Annotated in this window: 12 protein-coding genes and 1 tRNA gene; 5 read left to right on the forward strand and 8 right to left on the reverse strand. The window is 29.8% G+C overall.

Annotated features, from left to right (window positions below):
* Positions 1–57: 57 nt before the first annotated feature.
* The 3 genes from feoB to H527_RS0104650 form a co-directional block, all read right to left on the reverse strand.
* Positions 58–2,154 (reverse strand): ferrous iron transport protein B, encoded by a 2,097-nt coding sequence (gene feoB, locus H527_RS0104640; RefSeq protein ID WP_027411626.1) that lies wholly within the window; start codon positions 2,152–2,154, stop codon positions 58–60.
* Positions 2,155–2,167: 13 nt separating this feature from the next.
* Positions 2,168–2,395 (reverse strand): FeoA family protein, encoded by a 228-nt coding sequence (locus tag H527_RS0104645; RefSeq protein WP_027411627.1) that lies wholly within the window; start codon positions 2,393–2,395, stop codon positions 2,168–2,170.
* Between the two features lie 95 nt (positions 2,396–2,490).
* Positions 2,491–3,162, reverse strand: a complete 672-nt coding sequence (locus tag H527_RS0104650) for an SCO family protein (protein ID WP_027411628.1) — start codon at positions 3,160–3,162, stop codon at positions 2,491–2,493.
* Positions 3,163–3,320: 158 nt separating this feature from the next.
* On the opposite strand from H527_RS0104650, the gene rseP reads away from it, so the two are divergent.
* Positions 3,321–4,673, forward strand: coding sequence for an RIP metalloprotease RseP (gene rseP / locus H527_RS0104655; RefSeq protein WP_027411629.1), 1,353 nt, complete (start codon positions 3,321–3,323; stop codon positions 4,671–4,673).
* 298 nt (positions 4,674–4,971) lie between these two features.
* Positions 4,972–5,045 (forward strand) — tRNA-Asn (locus H527_RS0104660).
* 131 nt (positions 5,046–5,176) lie between these two features.
* Here H527_RS0104660 and H527_RS23470 read toward each other — a convergent pair.
* The 5 genes from H527_RS23470 to H527_RS0104680 form a co-directional block, all read right to left on the reverse strand.
* Positions 5,177–5,374: a transposase gene (locus H527_RS23470; RefSeq protein ID WP_229809245.1), complete on the reverse strand. Its 198-nt coding sequence runs from the start codon at positions 5,372–5,374 to the stop codon at positions 5,177–5,179.
* Positions 5,371–6,012, reverse strand: coding sequence for a hypothetical protein (locus H527_RS0104665; protein WP_027411630.1), 642 nt, complete (start codon positions 6,010–6,012; stop codon positions 5,371–5,373). Before H527_RS0104665 ends, H527_RS23470 begins: the two co-directional genes overlap by 4 nt.
* Positions 6,013–6,087: 75 nt before the next feature.
* Entirely contained in the window at positions 6,088–6,768 is a 681-nt protein-coding gene (locus H527_RS0104670) for a hypothetical protein (protein ID WP_027411631.1), read from the reverse strand.
* Between the two features lie 521 nt (positions 6,769–7,289).
* Positions 7,290–8,093: a hypothetical protein gene (locus tag H527_RS0104675; protein ID WP_027411632.1), complete on the reverse strand. Its 804-nt coding sequence runs from the start codon at positions 8,091–8,093 to the stop codon at positions 7,290–7,292.
* Position 8,094: 1 nt separating this feature from the next.
* On the reverse strand, positions 8,095–8,655 hold the full coding sequence (locus tag H527_RS0104680; protein ID WP_027411633.1) for an RNA polymerase sigma factor: 561 nt from the start codon (positions 8,653–8,655) through the stop codon (positions 8,095–8,097).
* A gap of 135 nt (positions 8,656–8,790) precedes the next feature.
* Between H527_RS0104680 and H527_RS0104685 the strand changes: the two genes are divergently transcribed.
* The 3 genes from H527_RS0104685 to H527_RS0104695 all read left to right on the forward strand — a co-directional run bounded on the left by H527_RS0104685 (position 8,791) and on the right by H527_RS0104695 (position 13,729).
* A complete protein-coding gene (locus H527_RS0104685) occupies positions 8,791–9,174 on the forward strand; it encodes a hypothetical protein (protein ID WP_027411634.1) in 384 nt (127 codons plus the stop codon).
* A complete protein-coding gene (locus H527_RS0104690; RefSeq protein WP_027411635.1) occupies positions 9,152–11,923 on the forward strand; it encodes a CHAT domain-containing protein in 2,772 nt (923 codons plus the stop codon). Before H527_RS0104685 ends, H527_RS0104690 begins: the two co-directional genes overlap by 23 nt.
* Before the next feature lie 300 nt (positions 11,924–12,223).
* Positions 12,224–13,729: a zinc-dependent metalloprotease family protein gene (locus tag H527_RS0104695; RefSeq protein ID WP_027411636.1), complete on the forward strand. Its 1,506-nt coding sequence runs from the start codon at positions 12,224–12,226 to the stop codon at positions 13,727–13,729.
* The last annotated feature ends 27 nt before the right edge of the window (positions 13,730–13,756 follow it).

Raw genomic sequence — 13,756 nt, forward strand, 5'->3', positions numbered from 1 at the left:
GTTACACCTATTATTTTGTGAATTATAAAGTCGTATAAAACTATATAAACTTATTTTTTATTTTAAAATTTGATATACAATTAGCGCAATGCCGTATGCAAGGACACTCATAAAAACAAGTTGTGCCATTGGCCACTTCCATGTATTTGTTTCTCTTTTTACGATTGCCAAAGTACTCATACATTGCATTGCAAAGGCATAAAATAATAGCAATGAGAGACCACTTGCTAAATTAAATAGTGGTTCTCCTGTTTTTTGATTAACCTCGGCTGCCATCCTATTTTTTATCGTTTCTTCTTCATCACTACCAACACTATATATAGTTGCTAAAGTACCTACAAATACTTCTCTTGCCGCAAATGAACTTATAATCCCTATTCCTATTTTCCAATCATATCCCAAAGGAGCCACAATCGGTTCTATTGCTTTACCTGCATATCCTATAAAAGAGTATTCTAATTTATGAGATGCTATTTTATTACTTAATTCCTCTTCCGCAAGATCCGTGTATCGCTCAGTAACGATCTTCTCTGCATTATTAAAATTTTCATTGGGTCCAAAACTCGCTAATACCCATAGTATAATCGAAATAGCTAAAATGATTTTCCCTGCTCCAAAGACAAAAGCTTTTGTTTTTTCAATTACATTAATTGCTACATTTTTAAATAAAGGGATTTTATATCCAGGCATTTCAATAACGAAATAAGATTTACTCTTAATTTTTAAAATTTTATTAAGTATCCAAGCAGATCCAACTGCTGTACCAAACCCTAAAAAATATAAAAACATTAACGTAAGACTTTGGTAACCAAAAATCCATCCTATTTTTTCGTCTGGGATAACCAGCGAAATAATTATAAGATATACTGGCAATCTTGCTGAACAAGTTGTGAATGGCACTACAAGTATAGTTATCAATCTTTCTTTCCAGTTTTCGATATTTCTTGTTGCCATTACTGCAGGAATAGCACAAGCAGTACCTGATACTAATGGAACTACACTTTTACCACTTAGTCCAAACTTTCGCATTACTCTATCCATCAAAAAAACTACTCTGCTCATATAGCCACTCTCTTCGAGAATAGAAATAAAAAGAAAAAGAAATGCTATTTGTGGGATAAAAATAACAATCCCACCTAATCCTGGAATAATTCCTTCGGTAATAAGATCTACTAAAGGTCCTGCTGGCAATATTGAACTTGTAAATTCGCTTAACCATGCAAAGGCCTCGTCAATCAAGTCCATAGGATACGAAGACCAATCATAAATTGCTTGAAATATTAATAATAGTATCGCAAAAAAGATAAAATATCCCCATACTTTATGCGTTAAAACCCTATCTAATTTAGCTCGCATTCCAGTAGCGGCTCTCTCATCTACAGTCAATGCTTCCTTTAACGCACCATTTATAAATTGGTATCTTTTTATGGTTTCTTTTTGTTGTAATCTTTTAAGTTCGCTTTCCGATTTAATCTTAAAATCCGGAGCTATAGATATATCTTGTTTATTAAACTTCCTAAAATTAACATCTTGGGTGATTACCAACCAAAGTTTATATAAAGATTGATCAGGAAATGCCTTTTGTAGTCTGTCAAAATAATCAGGAGCAAAAGACAATGCATTAGTATTAGATGTCTTTGGTAATAATGTATAAGATTCTATTAGTTTTTTAAGATCTTCTATCCCCTCTTTTTTACGTGCGCTTACTAAAGCTATTTTGGTATGGAGTTTTTTTTCTAATAAGGGTATATCTATCGAAATACCTTTTCGACTCATACGATCTGCCATATTGATCACTAAAATAGCTGGTATTTCGAGATCTTTAATTTGTGTAAAAAGAAGTAAATTTCGTTTTAAATTTTCTACATCACTCACTACTATAGCTACATCAGGAAAATCTTTGTCTTTTTTATTAAGTAATAATTCTATTACTACATTTTCATCTAGTGAGGAAGCGTTAAGACTATATGTACCTGGTAAATCCAATATATGGGCTTTAACACCACGAGATAATTTACATACTCCTTCTTTTTTCTCGACAGTAATCCCTGGATAATTACCGACCTGTTGATTCAGACCAGTAAGCAAATTAAAAACAGATGTTTTTCCGGTATTTGGGTTTCCTATAAGAGAAACTTTAATTTGCTTTGCCATATAAAAATTGCTGTTAAATAATTTCGACTTCTATCTGAGCTGCAACTTCTTTACGTATGGCAAGATGGCTACCATTAATATTAAGATACATCGGGCATTGAAAAGGAGCTATTTGTAATAGTTGAACTTCATTTCCTGGCAAACAACCCATTTCTAGTAATTTAAGCGGAATGATATCTGAAGTAACCTCCTTAATTATAGCACGCTGACCTCTTTTAAGTGTAGCTATTGTAGTCTTCAATATTTATTTAGATTGATTTTAAACAAGGCAAAAGTAATGTAAAAAATTGTATTGAAAAAGCTAAAGTTTCAAAATAAATTTATATCAGAGATTTCTTACTTATTTTCTTTCTTTAAAATATCTATATCCTCTAATAACTTGTCTATATCTTCTGGATTGGTTCCATCATAAAATCCACGAATATGTTTCTTTTTATCCACCAATATAAAATTTTCTGTATGTACCATATCATAAGGGCCTCCATCTCCATCAGATTTTGCAGCTAAATAGGATTTGCGTGCAAGATCATATATTTGTTTTTTATCTCCGGTTACCAAGTTCCATTTAGTATCATCTACTCCTTTTTCTATAGCATATTTTTTTAAACGAGCTACACTATCTATTTGCGGAGTAACAGAATGAGAAAGCAATAAAACATCTTTATCCTCACGTAATCGTTCTTGTATCTCTTTCATATGATCAGTCATAATAGGACAAATCGTTTGACAAGTAGTAAAGAAAAAATCTGCAACATATATCTTATCTTCATAATCTTGTTGCGTTATCTCTTTTCCGTTCTGATTTGTTAATTTAAAATCTGCAATTTTATGATATTTACGAATATATTGCACAGTACTATCCACTAGTTCTGTATTTACCATATCGGGTTCATACACTGGTAAAACTTTATTTGGCTTTAAAATAGAATATATTATAGAAATGATAATTGCAGATAGAGCAAAAAGTACAATTGCAAAAAATTTATATTTAGAAAAAAATTGAAGCATACTAAATTTAATATGTTTGCAAAATTACAAGGATTATCTATTATACAGGGGTTGTTTTCATTAAAAAAATCCTAAATATTCTGAACTGTACACTAGATTTTTTTCATATACACTTCTAAAAGGTTACTTTTGCGTGATTTAATTTTGAATAACGACCCATGAGTCCATTTTTTATAAAAGCTATACAGCTATTATTAAGTTTATCTTTACTTATTGTCTTACATGAACTAGGGCATTTTATTCCCGCTAAAATTTTTAAAACCAGAGTTGAAAAATTCTATCTATTTTTTGATGTGAAATTTTCATTATTCAAGAAAAAAATAGGCGAAACAGTATATGGTATCGGTTGGTTACCATTAGGCGGATATGTTAAAATTGCTGGTATGATCGACGAAAGCATGGACAAAGAGCAAATGGCAGGACCGCCACAACCTTGGGAGTTTAGATCTAAGCCAGCTTGGCAAAGATTAATCATCATGTTGGGTGGCGTTACTGTAAATTTTGTTCTTGCAATTATCATTTATGCAGGGATCGCTTATACCTATGGTGATAAATTTATCAAAGCAGATAGTTTAAAAGATGGGTTTTATGTTTCTAATACTGAAATTGGTGAAAAACTTGGAATACAGACAGGAGATAATATAACCGCAATCGATGGAAGTCCCGTAAAAGAGTTTAGCAAATTACCAATAGAAATCATAAATGGTAACCAATTAACAATAGTAAGAGATGGCAATACCATTACAAAAGATATTCCTGTTGATTTTATTGCAAAGCTTTTAGATGTTGAAGATAAAACTTCATTCATAGAACCTCGTTTTCCTTTTATTATTCAAGAAGTTCCTAAAGAATCCCATAATGCAGGAATTGATTTACAAAAAGGAGATGAAATTATAGGAATAAATAACCAAAAGGTTACCTATATGGATCAAATACTACCGATTGTTGATCAAAACAAAGGAAACTCTGTTTCTCTGTTAGTAAAAAGTATTAACGGACAAGAAAAAAGTGTTACTACCAAAATCAGCGAAGATGGAAAAATAGGCGTTATAAGAAATATAGATTTTCTAGAATTAGAAAAAAGAGGTTTCCTTTCTGTAGAAACTATTGAATACTCTTTTTTAGAATCTATCCCAGCAGGAATTAACAAAGGAGTATCTATTTTAAGTAGTTATGTTAAGCAAATGAAAAAAATATTTAACCCTAAAACTGGAGCTTACAAAGGTGTTGGTGGATTTGGTGCTATTGGTGGATTATTCCCTGATCAATGGAACTGGGGTGCTTTTTGGAGTACAACTGCTTTTATTTCTATTATTTTGGCTTTTATGAACATTTTACCTATCCCTGCATTAGATGGTGGTCATGTAATGTTTTTACTATATGAAATTATTACAGGGAGAAAGCCAAATGACAAATTTATGGAGTATGCACAACTTGTAGGTTTTATGATTCTTATTACATTACTTCTTTTTGCAAACGGCAATGATCTTTACAAAGCTATATTTGGATAAAAAAATAGTCTTCTAAATTAGTTTAAACTAATAAAATCGGGATAATTATTTGTAGATAGTTGTTCCGATTTATTTTTATATCATCATACTTAATTGAAAACTTTATTTCCAATTAACAACTCATATACAAGTGATTAAGAACCCAGTCATTATTTAGTAATAATTTCTTATAAAACAGCATTTGATTATTATCTTTAAAAAATCTAAAAAAAATCTAAAAAAACTTTTTGAGATATAAAAAATAGTATATATTTGCACTCGCAAAAGAGAAAAACACTCTTTGGCAGAAAAAATAAATTCCTCCTTAGCTCAGTTGGTTAGAGCATTTGACTGTTAATCAAAGGGTCCTTGGTTCGAGCCCAAGAGGGGGAGCAAAAGTCCAGCAGAAATGTTGGACTTTTTTGCGTTTATATGTGTTTATACAGCACTTAGCACTATCGTAAATAATCCATCTATAATGGATCAAGACCAATTGTTGTGTTTAAGCAAATATTTGAGTTAATCTATAAAGGAAGAATTCTACATTTTGACTCCTCTAACTGGGTTCTAAAGGCTTTTATTTTAGCATTAAAAGATTCAGCTGAAGTATTTGTACTGCAGTTTATGAAGTAATTCAATATAGATCTATAGTTTACAGTTATTGTACTAACAATAGTGTTGAAAGCTTTAAAACCTATTAGCTTTACAATTATTTTAATCAATCAAAGCAAAATTCCTCGATCAAAGCAAAATTATGATCCTTTGTGAAAAAATCTACAGGGTAATATTGTAAAGAATCTTTATTTAAATATATCGCCTCTATAGCACTTAGTTTAACCTTATGAGGTTTAAAATTAAATTTTAAATTATTAACATGTGACAACACCTCAACCACAAACTCTGAGCAATAAAGCTGATTATTTTTATTATCTAACGAAAATGATTTGTCGAATTTTATATCATCCGTACGCATTTCTTTAATTTTTTCTACTAAAATTTTATTCTCATCTAAACTTAAATTTAAAAATTCATAAATCGCGGCATACTTGACTTCTCCATCCTCTATAGAAAAAAAGGTTTGAAAACTATCTTCATTTAAATCAGAGATTCCGTTTACAGAACTAAACACATGATAAACGCTCCATTTGTTAAATAAACAAATAGCAATACCAACATGTGAAATGTCATTATTAATCACATTAAAACCTTTTGCAATAAACCCTTCTTTACTATCAGTTCCTCTAAAAATTAAATATGATTTTTTTTTATCTAAATTAAGTCTATCAACATTTATAAAACTCTCCTCTTTACATGCATTCATAATAATTAAAAACACAAGTGCTAAAATAATTTTCTTCATATGTTATATGATTATATTAAATACAAAAAGCTGTTTTGTAAAAACAGCTTTTTTTACTATACTACGTTTTAATTATTATTTACTGTCAGATAACCCTCCAAAAATACCTCCAATAATAGCTCCTCCAACAGCACAAGGCCAATTACAAATAGTAAACCCTAAAACTGCACCTGCAATTGCTCCAACTGCAGCACAAGGAGCTGGTCTCCCTTGAAGAAGACAATCTCCTCTTCTTTTATTCTGCACCAATATATCTTCTGATGATTTTATCATAATAGAATTAAGCGTTAAAAGTAATTTCTGTTCTTCTGCACTTATAAGGTTAAACTCTTTTTCTTCTTCAATTCCATTTATAAGCCCTCCTGAAAATAATACCTCTATCTTTTGTGTAGTATACTTGGAAAAATCAGACCCTTTAAGAACCTCTTCAATTCCATTATCCATTACTAGCTTTACCTTTTTAACAATTTCTTCTGCCATTTCTAAGTTCACAGATTCCTTTGGTAAATCAAGCAACTTAGTATAATAATCTAATGTTTCTTGATTAAGCTCTATTCCTTTATTATTTTTTGTTGTTTCATATTTAATTTTATTTATAGAATTAAATATGAAATCTGCATTTTCTTCATTCGCTTTAGTTAGCGCACGATTATCTTCTTGTTCAATAACATCCTCCTTTTCATGAGAACAACTAATTGTCACCATACTTAATGTAAATACAGCTATAAAAACCTGTAAAATATTTAATCTTTTCATTTTTAATTATTTTAAAAAATTTGTTCATACCCTACTCATTCGCTTTTCGGTTTCCGCGCCCTTATTTGACTTTCATTAAATAAGAATTTATTAAAGGTTGATCAGACCTCTTGCAATTGCTAGTTTATATAATACACCCTATAGTTCTTCTTCCTCCCAATCTGTTACCCAAAACTTTATCTTTTTTATAAAAAACAAAAAAAATCGTTACGTAATTAATCATAAAACTTAAGAAATAAGCAACTTGAGACTAGAGTTCTCGAAAAATTATTTAGAATCAATAACCTCGGAGAATTAAACATAGCATTTGCTACGGTTCATTTTTATTCTGAAGTAGAAATAAAAAAGAGTATTTTATTACGGTAAATTCAAAGCATGAATTATGTTGCAATAAAAGCTTAGTGACTTAAGCCAAAATATTTATAAAATGCTAATTCGAGGCTTCTGTTATTTTTTATCTAACGCATAGGTTCGACATGATTAACTTAGGTCTAACTCAATTTTTAAAAAGAAGATAATGTTTATTGTAATTGATCCAGCAATTCTCTGGCTTCAGTATTTTTATAGTGGTTTCCTGAAACTAATTCTTGTAATATATTTGTTGCTTTCTCTTTTTCGTTTTGTTTTAGATAGGTTAATGCCAGATACCAATATGCTTTAGAGCTATCTATTGCTTCTGTATTTTTTAGAAGTTCGAAATAATGAAGTGCTTTATCTAATTGATCCAATTCTAAAGCACAGAGCCCTAAATATATTAATACAGAAGGCTGTTGTTCTTTTTGTGAGAGAGCCGTAAATATTGCGTAACTTTCCTTATACTTCTTATCTACAAAAAGCCGCTCTCCTTCTGCTAATTTATTATCTCCCCCTCTACTTGTTAATGATGGCAAATCTTCCCATTCACTATGTTTTACATACATTTCTGTAGTCGAAGATTTACTATTAAACGTATATACTAAAACAAATACTGCTATCGAAGCCGCGACAAGTAATGGTAAAATTATATTTTTTCTCCAAACCCTCTGTTTTTTATAGCCTTGATAATTATTCTTAGCCTTCTGTATCGTTTTTTTTAGTTTCTCTGCTTCTTCACTTCTAAAATAGGTTGTCAAAGCTCTAACATCTTCTTTATCATAATCCCATGATACAACTATATCTTCACTACCTTCTACCTGTGCAAATAACTCTTGATGAATCTTAAATTCTTGTAATAACTCAGGGTTTTGTGTCAAAGATTTTTCAAACAGTTTTTTTTCTTCAGGCGACAATTCATCCCTTAGGTAAGCACTTATTTGTTTATGATATTTCTCCTGATTAATATCCATTTTATTTTAGATTTCTAAATCGTTTATCTGCTTTGATCATTTCAATTAGCTTTGCTTTACATTTAAACACTCGCTGTCTAGCTACCGTTTCAGATGCATACCCAAGTTGCTTTACAATTTGATCATAAGAGGTTTTTTTAAGAAATAGGTTTAATACATGTTTACAGTTACCAGATAACTGCTCTAATTTATCTCTAAATAATTCCCATCGTTCCTGTTCTAGTAAAACATATGTCATATCTAACTCTTCATTTACTAGTTCCTTCACATCATGATTTGTTACCCTTTTTTGTTTTTTATTTAATTCTCTACGCCACAGATTTTTGCATGCGGTAAATAGGTACGCTTCGAATGAATTATTAATAACCTCTAATTTTCTAAGTTTAATTCTTGCAGAAATTTGCAGTAATGCTTTTTGAAAAATATCTTCAGCATCTTCTCGTTGCCCATTATTTTTGTACACAAAAGATAGTACCTTATGGAAAAATAAATTGTATATTTCAGTAACAATCTTTTCGTCAGACTCTAGAATACCTTTAATAAAATAATTACTTTTTTGCATCTAGTCTAATGTAAGAAATATATATTTTTAGGGTAACAAAAATAAGTATTTTGAACTAATTGATGAAATCTTACATAAATGAGGTTTTACAGTAAAAAAAATAAGTTAATTTAGTAATTAAATTCAAAATAAAATATGAAAAAAATATTGATTCTTTTAGTTCTTATTCTTGCGAGCTGTTCTACAGACAATGAAAGTATAGTAGAGAATAGCAAAATCAAAGATCTACCTAAAGACATTAAAATTATAAATAAACAATCGGATAATGAATATGATACCGAAGGAAAATTAACTATAAAATATAGAGAAGGGATTACCGAAGAACAGAAACAAAATATCCGAAATGCAGAACACAACTTTCTGCTCTTAGGGGTTGAAATCACAAACTGTAAAGAAGTAGAAATATGGTATATTACTTATTGTTCAGGATGTAGACCGGGTCCAAAAATTAAATCTCTACCTAAAGACGCATTAGATAAAACTGCATTAGACTGGTATGGAGATTGTAAAGATTTCTAAAAACAATAATTTCTTTTCAAAAAGAACTAGAATCCTTTTTGCACGCAAGAGATTAATAATATTAATCTCTTGCGTGCATTTATTCATTTACAACCTCACCTTTGGGCAACGTGATTTTAACGCCTTAGATTCTATCCTTGAATATGAAACCTCTCTATCCTATAAAAAGAAGAAAATTGATAGTCTACTACACATAACGGCTAAAAAAAACATAAAGGATTTAACCTTTGTGATTTCTATCTATTTTTATCAAAATCAAAACTACACAGATGCATTGTTTTATGGGAATTTGAATTTAAAATCTATACGTGACCAAAAAAATATAGATTCTTTACCCTATAGACGAAGTCTTTGTAATATGGGTTTGTTTCATTACCAAAATAAATCTTTTGATCTTTCTGAAAATTATTATAAATCTGTACTCCTTCAAAATAAAATTGATAAATATCAAGGTAGAGCTGCTTATAGATTAGGAGTCATTCACCAAGAAAACGGAGACTATTACACTGCTTTAAGCTATTATAAAATGGCAAAAAACTCATATTTCGAAAGCTCTTATACAAAAGGAGAAATAGAATCTTCTATAAAAATAGCAGAAATTTATGAAAGCCTTAATGGAAAACTAAATCTTGAAAAAGGGCGAAAAATATTACTTGATATTCTTAATTCTAAACGAATAGCTACTATTGATGAAATCTATCTTCAGGATATACACCTTATATTAGGCAACCTATATGATCAAGAATTTTTGGGAGATAAAAACAAGTCTGAAAAACACTATCTTAAATCACTAGAAATCGCAAAAATAAGAGGTGATGAATTTTTTGAAACAGGGATATATAATAACCTCGGAAATTTATACCTAAAACATGATCTCGAAAAAGCATATTCTTATTTATCAAATGGACTAAAACACTCTAACTCTAACTGGGTTAAAGCCATATTTCTTCATAATTTAGGAATCTACTATTTTAAAGCAAAAAACTATGAAAAAGCTATAGAATGTATAGAACTATCTATTACTAAATATCTTAATTTAGACAAGACCTCATCCATAGCTTCTGTTCCCGAAATAGAACTCGAATCCTCTCTATACAAAAACTATATTCTGGATGCCTATGTGTTTTTAATTGGATATAAAAACATGCACAAAAAAACTAAGAAAGAGCTAAATACCATATATAAAGATATCGATATTGCAGAACGCTTAATAGATTATATACGTTTTGAAATTGAGGATCAAAAATCTAGATTATATTGGCAAAAACAAGCTTCAAAAATATATCAAAATGCTACAAAAACTGCTTTTTTAACAAATAACCCTGAAAAAGCTTTCCATTTTATGGAAAAAAACAAAGCAGTACTTCTTCTTAAAGATATTAAAGATAGAGAACTAAAAAAACATGCAAATCTACCTAATGATATTCTCAAGAAAGAAGAGCAGTTAAAAAATAATATATACCAACTACAAGATGCTTATGTTTTTAATGAAATTAGCAAGAAAGATTCTATTCATGACATTTTATTTAATTCAAAAATAATATACCATAATTTTATAGACTCTTTAAAAGTAGATTATCCAAAATATTACAATTATAAAACTCTTACTAAAATAACTTCTTTAAAAGAACTTCAAAACTCTCTCACTAAGGAACAACTTATTATAGAATATATTCTTAATGAAGAAAATGGTTATGGTTTATTAATAGAAAAAGAGGCTACAACTTTTTTTGAACTTGAAGATATATCACTATTAAACAAATATATATTAGAGTTTAAATCAAAAATAAGATCTCCATTTATTACCAAAAAAGATTTTGAAAGTTATAAAGAATTGGCTTTTCTATTATTTCAAAAATTATTCCCATTTAATAATGCCTCAAAATATATATTCAATAAAAAAATTACTATAATCCCCGATGATAACCTGCAAAATTTTCCTTTTGAAGCACTGATTATTTCAAAAAAAGAACTTGCCTCAGAGTCTTATTTAATCACAAGTGCAGAAATTAACTATGCTTATTCTATTTCATTTCTAAAAGAGAATCAAAATATTTCTCGAAATTCTACAACTAATTTTACTGGCTTTGCACCTGTATATTTTACCTATGACAATCAATTAACAGCTCTAAAAAGAAGTGAAAATGAAATAATCGATGCTGAAAACTTTTTTTCTGGTCATTTATTTACCAAAAACAATGCTACAAAAGATACGTTTTTACAAAATACCCACGATTCTAAAATAATTCATCTCTCTACCCATGCTAATGCAACGGACTCAATTATACCATGGGTTGCTTTTGGGGATAAAAAAATGAGTTTAAACGAATTGTACACTACAAAAAACAATGCTGAGTTAGTTGTATTAAGTGCCTGCAACTCTGCTCAAGGAACACTTAATAAAGGAGAAGGGGTAATGAGTCTGGCAAGAGGTTTTTTCTATACTGGTGCCAATAGTGTAATTTGCTCTCTATGGAATGTGGATGATAAATCCGGACAATACATAACTACTAACTTTTATAAACATTTAAAAAAAGGAAATACAAAATCAAAAGCTCTTCATTTAGCTAAGCTAGAGTACTTAAAAAATCATAGCCTTAGCGAAACTTCCCCTTATTATTGGTCTTCTCTTATCCTTATTGGAGATGCTGGCTCAATAAATACTTCATCTTATTTATGGGTATGGTTTTTAATTATAGGAAGCTTAGTTTTCATTATTTTTTTATGGTGGCTTAAGAAACGGAAATAATATTCCTTAAAAACTCCTTTACTTCATTTTTTGATATTATTAGAATAGCTATCTCACTGTGTTTTTTGAAACTAAAAACAGATCGACTTGCTTGTTAGCCATCGCCAAATAAATTATACCGCCCTACAGAGGTCATTAGAATCATTTTATTGATTAGCTATGCGACTCAAGAGAGTTTTTACATTGAGGGCTGATCTGTTTTTATTTTTCTTTTTTTTTAGGGTAACAAAAAACTATAACAAGAACTAACTATCACAAAAGTCAGGAAATGAAAACAACTAAAAATTACAAATTACAAACATGAAAAATAGCCTTAAATTAGTTTACTTTTTAATTTTATCATCTATACACCTAATTTTTGCCCAAGAAGATGGGATGATACATGAAAATCCTACCGAATTTCAAACAATAATGCCTTTTTTTGGAGAACAATGTGGAACACACTCTCCTCCCCCTACAAAACGTGACTTAAACAAATCCGGGGCAGAAGTCGGAAGCAACCCTGTATTTACTAATACACAATATGTATTGAATGTAAAAGTTCATTTTATAAGTAATAATGTTCCTGTAGCAGATCAACAAAATAAAGCATTAGACATTGTAGGGTCATTAAATATTAATTATAATCCAGCTAACATTTTTTTTAAATATAAAGGATATGATAATATATCAAATCCCGCATTATTAAATTTTAACAGCACTAACATAAATACCCATTTCACACTCTCTACCCCAGATGCTATTCATATTTTTATTAGTGATACGTTTAATGGACAATCTCCCACAAGCCAAGGTACAAATGGTATATGTATTACCAGAATGGCAAATTTTGGAAGTGGGTTTAATATATATGATAAATTTATTGTTATCCGTAAAGATCAAATTCCTGTATTAAACTCTTCTGCTCCTTCTAATATTGATTTTAAATATTATACGTTAGCACATGAAATGGGGCATTATTTAGGACTTTACCATACTCACACGCAATGGAAAATGGTAGGAGGACAACTGGAAGAGGCCAACGATGCAGAATGTGGGCTAGAAGAAAATTATAATGGATCCCAATGGAGCACCCTAGGAGATAGAATACAGGATACTAATCCTGACAGATCTATCAGAAAATATATGAATGGAAGTGCAATGTACAACTCTAATTGCACTATCAGACCTCAAGGTTGGCAAGCTAACGCAACTTGTTCTACTTCTGTAAACTTTAATTTATTCAATCCATCTATGAATAATATCATGGCATATTATAATACCTGCAGAACTGGTTTTTCGCAAGGTCAATATACCTACATGAAAAACTTTATTGCAGATGAATCTGTTCCAAATCGTTTCTTAAACACAAAAATGAACACTATTGATGCTTTATATCTTGCTTTTGAAGGAGGATATGCTGGTGGCCATCAAGGAACTCCCCCTCCTAGTACTATTCTTCGTTTTCAAAAAGGATTTGATTATGAATTTGTGGGGTGTGGACAAACCACCCCTTCGGTTATACAATCGTATGGAATACATCAAATACCTACCGGACACCCTTATCTTACTAGTATAAAAATTACTCAAGTCTCTAATACAGATACACAAAATTGCAATTATCCTATGCCATCTTCTTTTAATGGTGGAGAAGTTATAACATTTGATACTATGATGTATGGTGGAGATTATGAAATTAAAAAATTAAATAATCAAGAAGTCCTAAATGAAAATTTAATAAACTCACTACCTAATGGTCATCATATCATCAAAAAGTATTTAGACAATGGCCAAATTTTAGAAAGTAATATTATTAAAAACAAATAATCTATACTCTATTATAAAATAAGTTCT

Source organism: Aquimarina muelleri DSM 19832 (assembly GCF_000430665.1).
GTDB lineage: Bacteria > Bacteroidota > Bacteroidia > Flavobacteriales > Flavobacteriaceae > Aquimarina > Aquimarina muelleri.